Genomic DNA, 16,271 nt, shown 5'->3' on the forward strand with positions numbered 1-16,271 from the left:
GTTCACCAGGACGGTGGACGTTATCACCTAGTTGGAAAATGGTCGCGTTCAACGATCTCGTCGTCCTTCCAAGGCTTCCTCATCGCCAGGAGAGCTCGTACGGCGGTGCGGATCAGCTCGCTCGGGGAGTCGGGCACGCCGGTGGTGAGAGCGGTGAAGAGAATGCCCAGCACGCTCATCTCCAGAAGCATGGCCTCGTCCTGGCCGATGTCGATTCCGGCGGCGCGGCACTGGCGGACGATGAGATCGCTTCGGCCGTGCAGTGCGTCGGTCAGCGTGTCTCGCAGTCGAGGGTTTCTGGTGCTCTCCAGGTGCAGCTCGAACAGCGCCAGCGAATGGTGCCGGCCGTCGGTCAGCATCGCGGTCAGGACGGAGACCAGCGCTTCCTCCAGATCGGCGGGCGAGATCGGCCGGACGGTGTAGGCGTCCACACGTTCGCCGAGCCGGAGGGTGATCCGCTCGATGACCCCGTTGACCAGCGCATCGCGGGTGCGGAAGTAGCGCGAGGTGGTGCCGGCCGGTACGGCGGCGGCGCTGTCGACGGCCCGGTGGGTCAGCCCCCGTGACCCCTGCTCGGCCAGCACCGTGATGGCCGCGTCCGCCAGATGGTCGCGGCGCTGTGGGTTAGGGGGTGGCACGGTTTCCTTCCCTGCCGGTGCGGTTGGCTGGACCACACCATTTCACCAGAGCCGCTGCTGTACCGGTGCGATCCCCGGCCCAGGCCACGTAGCCGTCCGGGCGGATCAGCGTCGCCTCGGGCCCGGTGCCGCGAAGGGGCGTGGCGTGCCGTACGCGATCGTGCCAAGGGGTGGGCACGCCCTCGTCGGAGAGCAGAACGAAGGTGCCTGCCCGCAGCACCTCATAAAGACGGCCCGCGTCTGTCGGGCCGTCGGCGGCTCGGCGTCCGGCCAGCGCGTGGGCGTCCGGCTCACCGGACGGGTAGGCGAACTCCAGGCCGGACAGTCTTCCGAGAATGCGGCGGCGGCCCGGACCGGTGTGGAGCAGGGTCGCCATGACGCGCCGGCTGATCTCCAGGCGGACTCGGGAGCCGCTGAGCACCAGCCCGGTGAGGTGGTCGGTCATGGCCAGGACGGCGGAGCCGACGGGGTGCCGCTCGGTGTGGTAGGTGTCGAGCAGCCAGGGCGGGGCCCAGCCGTGCAGCGTCGCGGCGAGCTTCCAGCCCAGGTTGGCGGCGTCCTGGATGCCGGTGTTCATGCCCTGGCCGCCGATGGGCGAGTTCACGTGGGCGGCGTCCCCGGCCAGGAAGACCCGTCCCGATCGGTAGCTGCGGGCCTGGCGGCGTTCGGCGACGAAGCGGGAGAACCAGCGCGGCTCGCTCATCCCGTAGTCCGTGCCCGCGATGGTGTGGAACGCCTCGCGGATCAGGGCGAAGCGTGGGTCGTTCTGCTCCTCGCGCAGCCACGCGCCGACCCGGAACCAGCCGTCGCCGAACGGGAGGGTCACCACCACACCCTGAGTGCCGACCTGCGTGATGGGCGGCGGCTCGGAGGTGGGGATGCGGACGTCGGCCAGCAGCATGGGCAGACTGTAGGCCGCGCCGGCGAAGCCCACGCCGACCAGGTCGCGCACGGTGCTGTGTGCGCCGTCGGCACCGATGACATATCCGGCTTCCAGCTCCTGCCCGTCCTCAAGCCTCAGCCGCACGGATTCGGCGTCCTGGGTCAGGCCGACCACGTCGGCGTTGCGACGGATCTGTACTCCGAGTTCGTCGGCGCGCTGCTGAAGGATCTTCTCGGTGCCGTTCTGGGGCACGAGCAGCAACATGGGATATCTGGTGTCGAGCCGCCCGAAGTCGACCCGCGAGGCGTAGGCGGGATACACCGTCTTGATCGGGTTGCCTGCCGCGACCAGTTCGTCGCCCATGCCTCGGGCGTCGAGCAGTTCCAGGGCTCGGGCGTGCAGACCGAAAGCCCGCGTGACGTTGGACTCGCTGCCGCGCTTGTCCACGATCGTGCAGTGAACGCCCGCGAGCGCGAGCTCGCAGGCGGCCATGAGCCCGGTGGGACCGGCTCCCACGATGACGACGTCGTGCATGACGCTTCTCCGTTCGCTATTTCTGTATCGCTACATTTATAGCGCATAAATCGACTGGCTGTCCGCTCGCCGTCCGGGCAGGATTGATCCGTGCAGCATGCCCTCCTGGGACTTGCCGAGAACGCGGCGCTACCGCCCGAACTGATCGATCGGCTCATCTCGTGCGCGGATGCGGAACTCGCCGAGGCCCTCGCCGATCGTCCGGACCTCACCGACACGCAGATGGCCACGCTGATGCGCTTCGAGGCCGCCGCCGTACGGCTCGCCCGTGAGCGGCGGCTCACTGTCGACGACGTCGACCTGGTGGCTCGGCCTCATGTCGCGCTCGCCCTTCTCGAAGAGAGTTCCGGCAGACCGGAGTGGGCCAACCGGCTTGCGGCCGATCCGCTGGTGGAGATCCGGGAGAGGCTGGCGGCATGCCCGGCTCTGCCGTCCGAGGTGATGCGGACGCTTGCGGCGGATCCCGATGTCCAGGTGGTCGCGGAGCTCGCGCTCTGGGCGCCGGCCGACATCGCCGGGCAGCTCGTGGCGCATCCGCATGCCGATGTTCGTCGCTCGGCGGCGGCCAACGAAGCGACGCCGACGCCCGTGCTGGCGTCGCTGTTGACCGGTGACGGGCTGCCTCCTGCACGCTTCTGCGCGGTGTGCGACCAGGAGCCGGTGCCCTTCGTTCACGATCCGAACTGCGATCGGACCGACTGTTCGCTGCCGCCGGGCGCTTCCTGTGACGGCTCCCACGAGTCCACCGTGTTCGTGATCCAGCAGATGGCCCTTCGGAACCCGGCCACGCCGGTTGATGCCGTCGTGGGCTTTGCGGGCCATCCCTCGGTTCTGATGCGCGTCGAGCTGGCGGCGCGCGTAGATCTGTCGAGGAGCTGGCCGTGTCGGCGAACCCGAGTGTGCGGATGCTCCTCGCCCAGCGACGTGATCTCCCGCCGGAAATCCGCGACGTGCTGGCCGAAGACGTCGACGCGAAGGTGGTCAAGTCCATCGCGCCCCATCCGGGACTGTCCGACGTGCAGCTTCGCGCGATGGTCGCACGCCACGGCAGCCGGGTACTGGCGAGGGTGGCCGCCAATCCGGATGCCACGGCGAAGCTGCTGGAGGAGCTCACGCAGCACCGGCCGCCTGTGCAGAAGGTGTTCCGAGAGGTTGCCCGGCACCGCAACGCGACGGCGGCAGCGCTGGCGGCATGCCTCGCCGATCGCCGGGCCAGACCGTTGGCCGCCTGCCACGGCGCCCTGCCGTCCACGGTGATCGTCGGACTGCTCGACGACGAGGACTGGCAGGTGGTGAAAGCGGCGGCGGCCAACCCGTCGCTACCTCGTTCCGTGATGTCCCGGCTGATTCCCTGATCGAGACAGCTGCCTGCATCAGAGGCATAGAGTATTGCCTATGAAGCAAGACGATGAAGACTTGGACGGCCTTGTGCGCAAACGCATCCGCGCCCTGCGGGTCGCGCAGGGCTGGTCCCTGGAAGAGCTGGCCGGCCGTGCCCGGCTCAGTCAGTCCTCCCTGAGCCGCATCGAGAACGGCCGGCGCCGCCTCGCGCTCGATCAGCTCGTCACTCTCGCCCGTGCCCTGGACACCTCCCTCGACCAGTTGGTCGAGACCGCCACCGATGACGTCGTCACCAGCCCGATGATCGACGGCACCCATGGCGTGATGCGCTGGCCGATCAAGAGCGACCCCGGGATGACCGTGATGCGTCAGCGCATGACCGAGCCGCCGCCCGAGAACCCCGCCCGCATGCGCGCCCACCCGGGCCGGGAATGGCTGGTCGTCCTGTCCGGTACGGCGATCCTCCTGCTGGGCCACCGTCGCTTCCGCCTTGAGGCCAACCAGGCCGCCGAGTTCCCCACGATGATGCCGCACGCCATCGGCGCCGACGGCGGGCCGTGCGAGATCCTGGGCATCTTCGACCGCGACGCGCGCCGCGGGCACCAGCGCGAGGACGACTGAGAGGGGTGCGACTTGCCCGTCCGGCAGCACCGGTGGTCATTGTCTTGCGCAATGCGAAAGGTTTTGTGCCGTACGCGCATGGTCTCCGTAATGTGATGTCATGACTCGAACACGTCCGCACATCGGTCACGATCACGACGCCGACAGCCAGGAGGAGATCCTCGACCTGGATGCGGAAGTCCTCGCCGAACACCTCGCCGCCATCACCGAGTGGCTGCCCCTGGCCGCCGGCCCGCGTCGCATCGTGGATCTGGGCTGCGGCACCGGAGCGGGCACCTTCGCCCTCCTCGACCGCTTCCCCGAGGCACACGTCACAGCTGTCGACGCCTCACCCGGGCACCTGCGACGCCTGCGCGAGAAGGCGTGTGCCCGCGACCTGGCCGACCGGGTGCACACCGTGCAGGCCGACCTCGACGACGACTGGCCGGACCTCGGCGCGCCCGACCTCGTATGGGCATCGGCCTCCATGCACCACCTGGCCGACCCCGCCCGCGCCATACGCGACATCCACGACCTGCTCGCGCCCGGCGGCCTGTTCACCGTCGTCGAACTGGCCGGTTTCCCCCGTTTCCTGCCCGCCGACGCTCCCGAAGAGCGGCCCGGGCTGGAAGACCGCTGCCACGCCGCGGCCGATCGTTTCCACGCCGACCGCGTGCCTCACCGTGGCGCCGACTGGGGGCCGATGCTGACCGGCGCCGGATTCGCCCTCGACGCCGAACGCACCATCGCCGTGCACATCGAGGGCTCACGCAGCGAGGCGATCGGCCGCTACGCCCTGAGCGCCCTGCGGCGCATCCGTGGCGCGGCCGTCGGGGCCCTCTTGCCCGAAGACGCCGCCGCGCTCGACCGACTGCTCGACACCGGCGGCCCGCACAGCATCCTGCGCCGAGGTGACCTCGCGATACGCACCGAACGCACTGTCTGGGCCGCGCGCCGCGACTGACCTCGCCGACCGCGCCGATCCAGGTAGCTCAGCGCGGCGCGCACGACGTTGAGATCACGGGCCATCGCAGCGGAATTTGCCCGCCAGGCGGTCGCGGCAGCCATGTCATCACGGCCTTGGGATGTCTTGGAGGTGCAGGGCGAGCCGGGTGCGGTCACGGAGACCGTACTTGCGCAGCAGGCTGGAGACGTGGTTCTTCACCGTGCCCTCGGTGAGGAGCAGCCGGGCCGCGATCTCCCGGTTGGAGGCCCCCACGGCGATCAGCCTGGCCACCTCCGCCTCGCGGGCCGACACTCGATCCCCGTCCCGGAGCACGCTCGGTGCGGCCGGTGTGCGGCGGATCTCCGCGATCAGGCGGGCGGCCACGGGAGAGGCCAGGACCGTCTCTCCGCGACCGGCCCGGCGAACGGCGTCGATCAGCTCCTCCGGCGTGCAGTCCTTGAGGAGGTAGCCGACGGCGCCGCCGCGCAACGCGCCGAAGATGTAGTCGTCCTCGTCGAATGTGCTGAGCACGATCGCGGCCACACCGGGATGGCGGACGGACAGACGGGAGATGAGCTCGACGCCGTTCATCGCAGGCATCCTGGCGTCCACCAGCGCCACGTCCGGGTGGTGTGCGGCGGCCAGCATCAGAGCCTCCTCGCCGTCCGCGGCGTCGCCCACGACCTCGATGCCGTCCTCGACCTCCAGCATCTTGCGCAGCCCCCGCCGCATCAGCTCCTGGTCGTCGACCAGCAGTACCTTGACGATGCTCACGTCGCCGCCTTCGCCCGGACGGGGAGCTCCGCCCGCAGCTCGAAACCGCCGCCGGGCCGGTCGCCCGAGACCACCGTGCCGCCCACGGCACGGGCGCGCTCCGCGAGCGAGCGCAGGCCGAACCCGCCGTGCGAGTCGCGGTCGCGGCCGCTGCCGTCGTCGGCGACCACCAGGACGACGCGCCGCCCGTCGAAGACGAGCGTGCCGTCCACGTGGCGGGCCTCCGCGTGCCGGACGGCGTTGGTCAGCCCCTCCTGAAGTACGCGGTAGAGCACCAGCTCCACATCGGGGTCCAGGGACGGCTCGCCGCCCACCACCTCGAAGGACACCGAGAGCCCCGTGCCGTCGAACGACGCCGCCAGCCCTTCGAGCGCCGCGCTGCCGACGCGCCCTTCGAGCGCGAGCGGGCGCAGCGCGCGAACCCAGCGGCGGGCGTCGGCGAGCGCCGCCACGGTCATCTCCTTCGCCTCGCGCACCTCGTCCCATACGGCCTCGGGGCGGCGCGTGCGGAACCGCTCGGCGTTCTCCAGGTTCATCTTGATCAGCGTCAGGTGGTGGCCGACGGAGTCGTGCATCTCCGCGCCCATCCGCGCTCGCTCCTCGGCGACCGTCAGTTCCCTGACCCGAGCCAGCAGTCGCCGCGCCTCCAGCACGGCCGACACCATCCCCAGCACGAACAAGGCGAAGACGAAGACGGGGACGACCTGCACCATGGCGCGCAGGGCGTCGCCGTCGAGCACCGCCATGGTCGCGAACGCCGCAGCTGACAGGCAGCCGAGGATGACGGCGGCGGTGCGCACGCTGTGGACGAACGCCACGTTGGCGATGGCCAGGAGGGTCAGCAGGATGTGGACCTCGGCCGAGCCCGTGTATCCCAGTGCGAACGTCGCCAGCATGAACGCCGTCGGCAGGGGCCGGCGCCATCCGCCGACACGCCGCCAGGGCAGCGACAGCCACAGCGCGGCCACCAGCACCAGATTGAGGGCGAACACCGGGGCCCCACTCCCGGGCCAGGGCTCGGCCGCGAACGGGATGACCCCGGTGGCGAGGAGCACCACCCAGAAGACGATGTTGAACAGCATGGGCCGGTCGGGGTCACGCATCCAGGCCAGGCGACGCAGCATGGCTCCGACACTAATTTCCCGGGCGGGCTCTGTGATCCTTCCTGAGTACCCGTGACGAAGGTCATGGCGGGCTCCGCCGGAAGGCCGATGCCTGTCGATCGCGGACTTCCGAACGCGGCGATCGACGAAGACCACATCGTCGACGATCTCCATGCCTGGATGCGAAGCTCGGCTTGGCTCGGTCGGCTCGACGCCGTGATCCAGGTCGGCGATCTGGGCGCCTTCCCGTCGTTCGACCGGTGGGACGAGGCCAGCCGTCGTTTCGCCCGGGATCATCCTGCTCGATCCCTCACCCGCATTCGCCGAGGGGGTGCGCTCGGCTCTCAGGCGGATTCCCCCGGTGCTGTTCGTCAGCGGCAACCACGAGGATCACGACTGGCTGGCCTCCCTGCACGACGCGGCGGGCGCCGAGGTCGTGCCGGTGGACCCGCTCGGCGCCCACCGCCATGTCGCCTGCGGGAACGTGGTCGAGGCCGCCGGGCAGCGCGTGGCGTTCCTCGGGCTCATCGAGGTTCCGGGGAAGACGGACCTGGACGAGAGCGCGTACGCGCGCTTGATGGCGGTCGCACCTGCACGTCTGGAGATCAGGTGTCCCAGGTGACCGGAAGGCTCTTGACGCCGTAGATGTCCGCGGTCTCAGGGCGCAGCGCAACCTCTTCTACTGGTACGGCGAGTCGTAGCGTGGGAAGGCGGTTGACCAGGGCGGACAAGGCGACGCGCATCTCGATGCGGGCCAGCTGCCGGCCCAGGCACTGGTGGATGCCATGACCGAAGGCCACGTGACCGCTTGTTCTCCGCGAGCGCGGGGTCGGCGCGCAGCGCGGTCAGCTGCGCCGGGTTCCGCAGCAGCGCGAAGGTGCCCAGCGCCAGCATGTCGGCGGTGGTGTCGAGCCCGGCCGCCAGCAGGATCAAGGCCACACCCTTCAGCTCCTCCTCGTCCAGATCGCTGTAGGTCAGGTCGCTGAGCACGTCGTCGGTGGGGTCGGCGCGTTTGGCGGCCACCAGCTCCGCGAGGTAGGCCTGGACCGCGGTGTAGGCCGTGATCAGATCCTCGTCGCTGGTCTCGCCGCTCATGAACTTGCCGACGTTCCCCTGGAAGAGATCGCGGTCCTCGTAGGGCACTCCGAGCAGTTCACAGATCATGACGGCCGGGACGGGCTCGGCGAACGCGGTCACCAGATCGGCCGGCGGGCCGGCCTCGGCCATGGCGTCCAGGTGCTCGGCGGTGACCTGCTCCACACGCTCGGACAGCAACAGCATCCGGCGCACGGTGAACTTGCCCACCAGCGGCTTGCGGTAACGGCTGTGCCGTGGCTCGTCCATGAGCAGGAACTCTCCCGGCGGCGCCGGAGGGACCTCGAAGCCGCCGAAGTCGATTGGTCGGGTACGTCCAGGTTTTCGGCTCACCCACCCCGACCGGCAACGCGAGCGCGACACCCAGTCGGTACGGGACCTCACCGCAGCCTGCCCCGAACCGGCCGAACTCGCCCGCCGTGACTGCTTCACCGCTCAGAAATCCGCCGCCACGTCGTCAGTTCTGGTATCCCCTCGCCACCCTCGGAAGGATTGACGACCATGACAGACTCCAGACCGCTGGGCGACGACGAGGCCGCGTTCATCGCGGCGGCCCGTTCGAATGACGCGGCACAGTTCGCGCTCATCACGGAGCGCTACCGGCGGGGGCTGCAGGTGCACTGCTACCGGATGCTCGCGAACTACGAGGACGCCCAGGACATGACGCAGGAGACGTTTCTGCGGGTGTGGAACAAGCGGGAGTCGTTCAAGGGCCACGCTGCGCTGCGGACCTGGCTGTACCGGATTGCGACGAACGCCTGCCTCGATTTCCTGGAGAAGCGCAACGACCGCACACCCGTGCCCGCCGGGCTGCCGGGCGCGGGCTCGGAAGTGCATTACCTGCAGCCCTACCCGGACCGGATGCTCCCGGAGGACCCGCAGGAATCGGTGGTGGCTCGGGAGACGATCGAGCTGGCGTTCATCGTCGCCGTCCAGCACCTGCCGCCGCGGCAGCGGGCGATGTTCATCTTGCGCGACGTCCTCGGCTGGCCGGCGTCGAAGGCCGCCGACGCCCTTGAGCTGACCGTCGCGTCGGTGACCAGCGCACTGCAGCGGGCGCGCGTGACGATGCGCGAGCAGCTGCCCGACCGCCGCCTCGACTGGCGGAGCCCTGGTACGCGCGAGCTGTCGGAGGACGAGCGCAGCGTGGTGAAGTCGTACATCGACGCCCATGAGCGCAACGACGTCGACGGGCTGATGGCCCTGCTGAGAGACGACCTGAGCTTCATGATGCTGCCCGATCCTGGCACCTTGATCGTCACGGCCGAGGACGCGGTGGACGGCTGGGTCTCCAGTGGGCTCTTCCAGCGCGGCTACGACGACTGGCGCTGCATCGCCACGACGGTCAACCGCATGCCTGCCGCCGTGCTGTACCTCCGCACCCCCGACGACCCGGAGTACCGTTTGTTCAACATCGCGGTCCTGCACATCGTCGACGGGAAGATCGCCGAACTCACCGGATTCGACGCCACCGACAAACCATGGCTGAGCCTGCCCGCGACGCTGTGATCGGACAAGTCGAGCGCACAGGCCGGCCGCCACCGACGTCACCGCAGAATGAGCACCCCGACCAACTGGACACCACCGCCCCGCCGACGTTGCCGGCGGGGCGGGTCCGATGAACATCGTCACGATCGACGACATCGTCCTCCGCGTCTTCGCGACTCGGTACGCGGGGAAAGGGACCCCTCATCGCCGAGGGTCACGATGGGTACGCCAGGAAGGATTTCGACCTGGCCTTATGAGCCGGGCATTTGGCCCGTGCTCATCGCCTCGTCTCGTATCGGGTCAGCACCACGCCGCCGGGAAATGTCCGCGTCTCGACCAGTTTCAGGTATACCCAACTGTCCAGCACGGTGAAGAACGGCGTGCCGCCGCCCACCAGGACCGGTACGGTGACCAGCACGAATTCGTCGATCAGCCCGGCCCGCATGGCCGCCCCGGCGAGCGTCGCGCCGCCGATGTCCATCGGGCCACCGTCCTCGGCCCTGAGCCGGGCGATCTCTGCGACCGCGTCGCCGGTGACCAGGCGGGTGTTCCAGTCGACCTTGTCGATCGTCGATGAGAACACCACCTTCGGCATGTCCCGCCAGAGGCGCGCGAACTCGATCTCCGCCGGGGTCGCGTCGGGACGCTGGTCGCCGGTCGGCCAGTGGGAGCTCATCGACTCCCACAGCTTGCGCCCGTACAGCGACAGTTCGCTCGCGCGCATCTGGTCGTACCACCACTGGAACAGTTCGGCGCTCGGGGAGGAGTCCGGTCCCTCCCCTCCACTCCAGCCGATGTCGTCGCCGATCGCGGCGATGTAGCCGTCCAGGGTCACGTTCATGCCGAAGATCAGTTTCCGCATCGTGCCAGCCTTCCGTGAGTCGATCTCACATGTACTGACGGGCGCGGCGCGGAAACCTCATCGGTGCGCAAATGCCTGGTCACGTAGCTCACAGCGGCGGGCTCGCCCGCCGCGCTGCAGATCGCCAAGCAGTTCCCGACGCCGGGCAGTTCGCTCGGCCGCCGCGCAGGGCTGCGACCTTCGGCGCCGCGCGCGTGTCGGCCGCCGCGCGACACGCTGCTCGATGCACAGGAATCCGCAGTTCGGTAGCCAGGGTGATCGGCTGAATCGGGTTCTGATTGGCGCGCGACATCGCCAGGCCGACAGGGACCACGACCCCCGAGGTCACCAGCCCCGCCACGAACGCGACCGCGCCGACCACCACGGCCTTGGCCGCCGGCAGCCGCGCCGGATGCGGCTCGGCCGGCAGTCCGGTCCCGATCAGCCCGCGCCGGTGTTCCGCCGTGAAGAACGTGACCGCCACCACGAGCACCCGGATCATCCCCAGGGCCCCGCCGATCAGCATGAGGTCGGCGCGCACCCCGCCCTCCACCGTGGCGGGCCCGATGTCACCGACCCCGATCACGATGAGCTTGTCGCCGGACTCGACGACCCGCCCGGGTGATGCGGGGTCTTGCCGTCGGACTCCATGACGACGCCGACGTCGTCGCGGCGCCACGAACCGTTCGCGCCCCCGCAGCGTGATCTGGACGAAGGTGGCGGTGGCCTGGGCGAAGGCTTGCGCCATATCCCACAAGGCGCCTGGCGAGGTGGCGAACACCCCGATCTCGACCGTCTCCGGCAGCCCGGTCAACGCGACCGTGCCGACCTCTGTCCACGTCTTGCCGTCATCCGACTCGTAGCCGGTGATGATGTCGCCCGACCTGGTCAGCCGCAGCCACTGCGGGCCGTTGTGCGGACCGCCGGGCACGTCGTGGATGTAGTTGTGCTGCATCCGTACGCCGTGGGCTCCGGTGAGCATGACGGCGGCATACGGTGTGCCCTGTTCGAGGCTCTGCCTGACGAGGAGGCCGGCCTTCGCCCACGGCACCACGCCGCCGGGGTCTTCGTGCTCGTCCTCGTCGCAGTCCCGCTCGTCGGTATCGATGCGGCCATTCCCACGGGCCGGCCCTCAGCGAGCACGCTGACTGGAACCGGGCCCGGGATCAGCCTGCCCCAACTCCTCGTCGGTTCCGCTGTCGCCCTGGTCATTCTGATTCCCGTCGCCCTGGCTCTGGGCTGGTTCGTCGCCGGCCGGTTCCTGCGCCCGCTGCGCGCCATCGCAGGAGTATTCGATTCCCGCCGCGACCAGGCAACGGAAAGAGGCATTGACCTCGCCGAACGCCTGACGCCAGCAGTGACGGCGGGAGACCCGAGACTGATCGAAAGCCTCGTCGCCAACCTCATCGACAACGCCATTCGTCACAACCACCCAGACGGGCACATCAAGATCACCACTCAGACCTCCGGCCCGCAGGTGGCTTTCACGGTCACCAACAGCGGGCCGGTCATCCTCGACGACCAGATCCAGCGCCTCTTTCACCCCTTCCAGAAACTGGCGCCGGATCGTCACGGCAGCCGCGACGGCTACGGCCTCGGCCTCGCCATCGTCAATGCCGTCACGCAAGCTCACCGCGCCACCCTCATCACCAGGGCACGCCCCGAAGGCGGCTTGTCCATCACCGTGCGGTTCGCGCGGACATCTCAGCCGAACCATCCTTGACGTCGGTGATGCATGAGCGACCTGGGGGGCGTCAGCAGCAGCGTGCTCGCATCGCCGCCGCCGGAGGGCGCGGGTGCGTTCTGGCTGCGGCTTCGACGGCGGTCAGCATGGCCTCGCGTTCGGTATGGGAGATGAATCGGCCCTTGGTGACCACTGCGTGGATCTTCCTGGTGTTGCGGATGTCGCGCAGTGGATCGGCGTCCAGGACGACCAGGTCGGCGACCTTGCCCGCGGTGACAGTGCCCATGTCGTGCTCGCGTCCCAGGTAGCGGGCGGCCTCGACGGTCGCGCTGCGCAACGCCTGCATCGGAGTGAGCCCCGCCTCGACCAACAGGGCGAGCTCGTCGTGCAGGCCGAAACCGGGGAAGACGTATGCCTGGTTGCTGTCGGTGCCGGCCAGGACGCCGACCCCGGCGCGGCTCATCTCGCCGACGACGCGGAGCCTGGCCTGAAAGTACTCACGCTGCTGGGCGATCGCCTCGGGCGTGGCCGGGGCGCCGAGATCGCTCTGCCAGTATTCCTCCGTGCCGGGCGGAAGGTACTTCAGCCGCCAGTCCCCCCGGAAGGTGTCGGCGGGTGAGGAGCCCACGCGCAGGTTCGTCAGGGTAGGGCTCTGCCAGGTGCCGCGCCTGGCCATGCCGGCGAACAGCCGGTTCGCGCGGCGAGGGTCGTACCCGGCGACGGCCTGGCGTTCGAGCTCACGCACCCACAGGAACCACGGGTAGGCGCCGCCCTTGTCGGGGATCGCGGTGGTGTCGATCAGCCGGCGAATGGCCGCCTCGTGGCCGGACGTTGCGAAGAATGTGCCGAACAGGTGCTCCACACTGCGCTGGCCCAGTTCGGCGGCGTCCCAGAGCGACACGTGCTCGGGAAGGTGTCCGGCGAACGGCAGGCCCTGCCGCCGGGCCTCGGCGGCGATCGCACCGTACAGGGGCCGGGTCAGGAAGGAGTAGACCTTGACCAGGTCGGCACCCTCACGTCTGCTCTCGCGTACGGCTTCGCCCGCGTCGGCGGGTGAGGTGACGGTGCGGATGGGGAAGGCGCCGACGAACGACTCGGGTACGTCGATGATGTTGCCCGCCAGCACCATGCGCGGCCCCGCGACCTCGCCTGTCTCGAGTTTGCGCCGCAGTTCGAAGCGGTCCGGCGTGCCCCACATCTCGCGGATGCCGGTCACGCCGTTGGCCAGGAAGAGGGGCAGGTAAAGGTCGAGCTTGTCAAGCTCGGTATGGGCGTGCATGTCCCACAATCCCGCGATGACGTGCTTGCCCCGCAGGTCCACCGTCGTGGCATCGGCCGGGATCGGGACGCTGATCCTGTTTCCTACCCAGGCGATGCGGTCGCCCGCCAGCACGATCGTCATGTCCGGCCTGGGCGGGCCGCCCCGCCCGTCGATCACTGTCACGTTGCGCAACACGGTGATGGCAGGTCCCGGGTCGGTGGCGGCCAGGGCCGATGAGGCGGGCCAGCCTGTCGAGGCGGCGGCCGTCATTGCCAGCCATCCGATGAACCTGCGCCGCGACGTGTTCTCCCTCATATGGGCTCCTCAACTCGCAACCTGGCGAAATCGGCGAATTGCCCCACCAGTGGATGATCATTTTACGGGGCGAATCGCTTGAACTATTGCAAACCTAGACAAGGCGCCGACCTACGCATTCATGACGGCGGCACCCTGCCACCCGAGGATCTTGCCGAGGGCCCCGTTCCGCCCCACCGGAAAGGGGCCGCCTCGGTCAGTCCTGTACGGCGACCGCGTTGTACGGGGTCTCCGGCGTGGGCGGTGTGGTGAAGCGCGCGTTGGGCAGGTACAACCGGTCGCCGAACGCGGCCACGGTCGTCGGCACGTCGAACCGGGCGTCGGTCACCCGCCGCACCACCCGGCCCTCGGTGCCGTCCTCGTTCAGCCGCAGCACGGCCACGGTGTTGAGCCGGTTCTGCACCGCGAACAGCGTACGGCCGCGCAGCAGCAGGCCGTCACCGTTCGGCAGCGTCTCACCGTGCAGGTCCACGCGGCGGGTCACGCCGGACGGCTCGACCCGGAACAGCCCGCCGGTGTTCGACTGCACGACGAGCAGCCCCCGGCCGTCGGGTGCCGGGGCGATGCCGTTGGCGTTGAAGCCGGTGCCGTACACGAGGTCGCCGGTGAGCGGGACGCGCTCGGCCTCGGCGGGCAGCCGGGCGCCGCGCAGCGGCAGCTTGTACAGCACCGGGTTGGTGGAGTCGGTGAACCACGCGGCGTCCTTCGTGAGGACGACGTCGTTGACGAACGCCGGTCCCGCCGCGAGCTGGTAGGACTCCAGCACCCGGCCGGTGTGTACGTCCACGATGCGCGCGTCGCCGTTCGTGCCGCCCGCGACGAACAGCCGTCCGCGCTGGTCGCTCTTCAGCCCGACGGACGGTGTGCCGGGCCCCTTGCTGACGATCGAACCGCGTCCGGTGCGCAGGTCGGCGCGGTAGATGGAGCCGTCGGCGAGGGAGCCGAAGTAGGCGAACGGCCCGGGGCCGGTCGCGACGCCTTCGGGACGGAACCCGTTCGGTAACTGGATCGCGGTCGGGAGTTCCGGTTCGGCGGTGGCCTGAGCGGGCGCGCTCATCGCGGCGGCCAGCGCGAGCGCCAGCCCGACGGGCACTATCCGAAATTTCATGACGGGACTTTCTGGGCGATTGTCCATGAGTCAGAACCTAGTGTGCGACGGTGAACCTGGTCCGGTGATGCCGAGGATGCTCGGCCTCGTCCAGCAGGGCAACGGCGAAGTCCTCCATGGAGATGGCCGAGTGGCCCGCCGCGTCGAACAGCAACTCGTCGGCACCGACCTGATAGCGGCCGGTACGCTCACCGGGCATCAGCCGCGAGGGCGGGCTCAGGTAGGCCCAGTCCACCTCTTCCTCGCCTCGGACCACGTGGTGCTGGTCGGCGCAGGCCAGCGCGATATCGCGGATCTCAGTGGGAAAGTCCGGGTCCTCGACCACGGTACGGCCCCCCGTACCGGGCACGATCAAGGTGGCCGCCCCGCCGACCAGCAGCAGCCGCACACCGGTGCCGGACAGCCCGGCCAGCAGCGCCTTCGCGGTCGCGGCCAGTTCGCCCTCCTGCCCGGCGGGCGGCCGGGTCGCGCTGACCACCACGTCCTGGCCCGCGCCCAGCCTGGCCACGTCCTCGACGTTCCCCGCGTCGCCGACCTGCGCGTCGGCGTCGGCGGGCAGCAGGCCGAATCGCGCCCGGTCACGCACGACCGCGACCACCTCGTGGCCCCGCGACAGGGCCTCGGCCACCACGCGGCTCCCCACGTCTCCGGCCGCTCCGAACACCGTGATACGCATCGCCTGTTCTCCGTTCTCCCGAGTGAGACAAGCCTCGGGTATCGGGGATCGATGAGTCCAACACATGTTTGTCACTCCAGCGATCGTGATGCACGATAGATCGATGGAGTTGCAGCAGATGCGCTACGTGGTCGCGGTGGCGGAGACGGCGAACTTCACCCGCGCGGCCGAACGCTGCCGGGTCGTGCAGTCCGCGCTCAGCCACCAGATCGCCCGCCTGGAGCGCGAACTCGGCGCCCGGCTGTTCGAGCGCACCAGCCGCCGGGTCCGGCTGACCCCGGCCGGCGAGGCGTTCCTACCCGCTGCCAGGCAGGCCCTGGAGGCCGCCGACCGGGCACGCGCCGAGGTCGCGGCCGCCTCCGGGGAGATCCGGGGCCGGCTGGCCATCGGCACCATCCCCACCGTCACGGCGGTGGACCTGCCGGGCGCGCTGAAGGACTTCCACGTCCGCCACCCGCAGGTACGGATCACCCTGCGCGCCGGAGGCAGCGAGGACCTCGCCGAAGGCGTTCGCCAGGGCACCCTGGACATCGCCTTCCTCGGGTTGTCGCCCAGCGTGCGGCCGAAGGGCGTCAGAGGCCGGGTGCTCGCCGAGGGCGAACTGGTCGCCGTGGTCGCACCCGGCCACCCGCTGGCCGACGCCGCCGCCGTCGACCTGCGCCGGCTGGCGAACGAGGTCTTCGTCGACTTCTCGGCAGGCACGGCCGGGCGTATCCAGTCGGACGAGGCGTTCGCCGCCGCCGGGGTCGGCCGCGAGGTCGCCTTCGAGGTGACGACCCCCGACCTCATGGCCCGGCTGGTACGGCTCGGCCTGTGCGTCGGCATGCTGCCCGCCGCCTTCGTGCCCGGCCTGCCCGGCGTGCACGTCGTCGAATTCTCGGATCCCCCCACCCGGGTGGAGCACCTGGTCTGGAGCCTCCGCCCGTCACCGGCCGCCACCGCGTTCCTGGAGGCTCTGGAGATCGACGCTGTACGCTGATGACC

Annotated in this window: 17 protein-coding genes and 1 pseudogene; 7 read left to right on the forward strand and 11 right to left on the reverse strand. The window is 69.8% G+C overall.

Annotation, left to right across the window (positions count from 1 at the left end; all coding sequences use genetic code 11):
* Positions 1 to 23 precede the first annotated feature (23 nt).
* From ABD120_RS17545 to ABD120_RS17555, 3 genes are all read right to left on the reverse strand, one after another.
* Positions 24 to 638, reverse strand: a complete 615-nt coding sequence (locus ABD120_RS17545; RefSeq protein ID WP_343950975.1) for a TetR/AcrR family transcriptional regulator — start codon at positions 636 to 638, stop codon at positions 24 to 26.
* Positions 625 to 2,055 carry an FAD-dependent monooxygenase gene (locus ABD120_RS17550; protein WP_343950976.1) on the reverse strand — a complete coding sequence of 477 codons (1,431 nt, stop codon included), beginning with the start codon at positions 2,053 to 2,055 and terminating at the stop codon, positions 625 to 627. The genes ABD120_RS17545 and ABD120_RS17550 overlap by 14 nt, the downstream gene beginning before the upstream one ends.
* Positions 2,056 to 2,184: 129 nt before the next feature.
* A complete protein-coding gene (locus ABD120_RS17555; RefSeq protein ID WP_343950977.1) occupies positions 2,185 to 2,589 on the reverse strand; it encodes a hypothetical protein in 405 nt (134 codons plus the stop codon).
* A 347-nt stretch (positions 2,590 to 2,936) separates the two neighbouring features.
* Between ABD120_RS17555 and ABD120_RS17560 the strand changes: the two genes are divergently transcribed.
* From ABD120_RS17560 to ABD120_RS17570, 3 genes are all read left to right on the forward strand, one after another.
* Positions 2,937 to 3,410, forward strand: a complete 474-nt coding sequence (locus ABD120_RS17560; RefSeq protein ID WP_343950978.1) for a hypothetical protein — start codon at positions 2,937 to 2,939, stop codon at positions 3,408 to 3,410.
* A gap of 40 nt (positions 3,411 to 3,450) precedes the next feature.
* Positions 3,451 to 4,017: a helix-turn-helix domain-containing protein gene (locus ABD120_RS17565; RefSeq protein WP_343950979.1), complete on the forward strand. Its 567-nt coding sequence runs from the start codon at positions 3,451 to 3,453 to the stop codon at positions 4,015 to 4,017.
* A gap of 100 nt (positions 4,018 to 4,117) precedes the next feature.
* Complete coding sequence (locus ABD120_RS17570) at positions 4,118 to 4,960, forward strand: class I SAM-dependent methyltransferase (RefSeq protein ID WP_343950980.1); 843 nt, start codon at positions 4,118 to 4,120, stop codon at positions 4,958 to 4,960.
* 108 nt (positions 4,961 to 5,068) lie between these two features.
* Here ABD120_RS17570 and ABD120_RS17575 read toward each other — a convergent pair whose 3' ends face one another.
* Both ABD120_RS17575 and ABD120_RS17580 read right to left on the reverse strand, forming a co-directional pair.
* On the reverse strand, positions 5,069 to 5,716 hold the full coding sequence (locus ABD120_RS17575; RefSeq protein WP_343950981.1) for a response regulator: 648 nt from the start codon (positions 5,714 to 5,716) through the stop codon (positions 5,069 to 5,071).
* Entirely contained in the window at positions 5,713 to 6,840 is a 1,128-nt protein-coding gene (locus tag ABD120_RS17580; RefSeq protein WP_343950982.1) for a sensor histidine kinase, read from the reverse strand. Before ABD120_RS17580 ends, ABD120_RS17575 begins: the two co-directional genes overlap by 4 nt.
* Before the next feature lie 340 nt (positions 6,841 to 7,180).
* On the opposite strand from ABD120_RS17580, the gene ABD120_RS17585 reads away from it, so the two are divergent.
* Positions 7,181 to 7,441 carry a hypothetical protein gene (locus tag ABD120_RS17585; RefSeq protein WP_343950983.1) on the forward strand — a complete coding sequence of 87 codons (261 nt, stop codon included), beginning with the start codon at positions 7,181 to 7,183 and terminating at the stop codon, positions 7,439 to 7,441.
* Here ABD120_RS17585 and ABD120_RS17590 read toward each other — a convergent pair.
* Positions 7,425 to 8,217, reverse strand: a pseudogene (locus ABD120_RS17590) (cytochrome P450); the annotation flags it as partial. The gene ABD120_RS17585 and the pseudogene ABD120_RS17590 sit on opposite strands and share 17 nt — an antisense overlap.
* Before the next feature lie 198 nt (positions 8,218 to 8,415).
* Here ABD120_RS17590 and ABD120_RS17595 point away from each other — a divergent pair.
* A complete protein-coding gene (locus tag ABD120_RS17595) occupies positions 8,416 to 9,423 on the forward strand; it encodes an RNA polymerase subunit sigma-70 (RefSeq protein ID WP_343950984.1) in 1,008 nt (335 codons plus the stop codon).
* Between the two features lie 256 nt (positions 9,424 to 9,679).
* On the opposite strand, the gene ABD120_RS17600 is transcribed toward ABD120_RS17595, so the two are convergent.
* The gene (locus ABD120_RS17600) at positions 9,680 to 10,264 is read right to left on the reverse strand and encodes a dihydrofolate reductase family protein (RefSeq protein ID WP_343950985.1); all 585 of its coding nucleotides are present in this window, start codon (positions 10,262 to 10,264) and stop codon (positions 9,680 to 9,682) included.
* Between the two features lie 88 nt (positions 10,265 to 10,352).
* Positions 10,353 to 11,297: a DUF1349 domain-containing protein gene (locus tag ABD120_RS17605; RefSeq protein ID WP_343950986.1), complete on the reverse strand. Its 945-nt coding sequence runs from the start codon at positions 11,295 to 11,297 to the stop codon at positions 10,353 to 10,355.
* 15 nt (positions 11,298 to 11,312) lie between these two features.
* On the opposite strand from ABD120_RS17605, the gene ABD120_RS17610 reads away from it, so the two are divergent.
* Positions 11,313 to 11,966, forward strand: coding sequence for a sensor histidine kinase (locus ABD120_RS17610; RefSeq protein WP_343950987.1), 654 nt, complete (start codon positions 11,313 to 11,315; stop codon positions 11,964 to 11,966).
* 31 nt (positions 11,967 to 11,997) lie between these two features.
* On the opposite strand, the gene ABD120_RS17615 is transcribed toward ABD120_RS17610, so the two are convergent.
* The 3 genes from ABD120_RS17615 to ABD120_RS17625 all read right to left on the reverse strand — a co-directional run bounded on the left by ABD120_RS17615 (position 11,998) and on the right by ABD120_RS17625 (position 15,287).
* Complete coding sequence (locus ABD120_RS17615; RefSeq protein WP_343950988.1) at positions 11,998 to 13,503, reverse strand: amidohydrolase family protein; 1,506 nt, start codon at positions 13,501 to 13,503, stop codon at positions 11,998 to 12,000.
* 196 nt (positions 13,504 to 13,699) lie between these two features.
* Positions 13,700 to 14,611 carry an SMP-30/gluconolactonase/LRE family protein gene (locus tag ABD120_RS17620; RefSeq protein ID WP_343950989.1) on the reverse strand — a complete coding sequence of 304 codons (912 nt, stop codon included), beginning with the start codon at positions 14,609 to 14,611 and terminating at the stop codon, positions 13,700 to 13,702.
* Positions 14,612 to 14,648: 37 nt separating this feature from the next.
* Positions 14,649 to 15,287: an NAD(P)-dependent oxidoreductase gene (locus ABD120_RS17625; RefSeq protein ID WP_343950990.1), complete on the reverse strand. Its 639-nt coding sequence runs from the start codon at positions 15,285 to 15,287 to the stop codon at positions 14,649 to 14,651.
* 103 nt (positions 15,288 to 15,390) lie between these two features.
* Between ABD120_RS17625 and ABD120_RS17630 the strand changes: the two genes are divergently transcribed.
* On the forward strand, positions 15,391 to 16,266 hold the full coding sequence (locus ABD120_RS17630) for a LysR family transcriptional regulator (RefSeq protein WP_343950991.1): 876 nt from the start codon (positions 15,391 to 15,393) through the stop codon (positions 16,264 to 16,266).
* Positions 16,267 to 16,271 lie beyond the last annotated feature (5 nt).

The sequence above is a fragment of the Nonomuraea longicatena genome (assembly GCF_039525605.1).
Taxonomy (GTDB): domain Bacteria; phylum Actinomycetota; class Actinomycetes; order Streptosporangiales; family Streptosporangiaceae; genus Nonomuraea; species Nonomuraea longicatena.

Coding starts and splice junctions, on each gene's coding strand:
- ABD120_RS17600 (WP_343950985.1), bottom strand. CDS start 10,264: ATGCGGAAACTGATCTTCGGCATGAACGTGACCCTGGACGGCTACATC.
- ABD120_RS17625 (WP_343950990.1), bottom strand. CDS start 15,287: ATGCGTATCACGGTGTTCGGAGCGGCCGGAGACGTGGGGAGCCGCGTG.
- ABD120_RS17615 (WP_343950988.1), bottom strand. CDS start 13,503: ATGAGGGAGAACACGTCGCGGCGCAGGTTCATCGGATGGCTGGCAATG.
- ABD120_RS17570 (WP_343950980.1), top strand. CDS start 4,118: ATGACTCGAACACGTCCGCACATCGGTCACGATCACGACGCCGACAGC.
- ABD120_RS17580 (WP_343950982.1), bottom strand. CDS start 6,840: ATGCTGCGTCGCCTGGCCTGGATGCGTGACCCCGACCGGCCCATGCTG.
- ABD120_RS17595 (WP_343950984.1), top strand. CDS start 8,416: ATGACAGACTCCAGACCGCTGGGCGACGACGAGGCCGCGTTCATCGCG.
- ABD120_RS17630 (WP_343950991.1), top strand. CDS start 15,391: ATGGAGTTGCAGCAGATGCGCTACGTGGTCGCGGTGGCGGAGACGGCG.
- ABD120_RS17565 (WP_343950979.1), top strand. CDS start 3,451: ATGAAGCAAGACGATGAAGACTTGGACGGCCTTGTGCGCAAACGCATC.
- ABD120_RS17620 (WP_343950989.1), bottom strand. CDS start 14,611: ATGAAATTTCGGATAGTGCCCGTCGGGCTGGCGCTCGCGCTGGCCGCC.
- ABD120_RS17550 (WP_343950976.1), bottom strand. CDS start 2,055: ATGCACGACGTCGTCATCGTGGGAGCCGGTCCCACCGGGCTCATGGCC.
- ABD120_RS17555 (WP_343950977.1), bottom strand. CDS start 2,589: ATGCGCCACGAGCTGCCCGGCGATGTCGGCCGGCGCCCAGAGCGCGAG.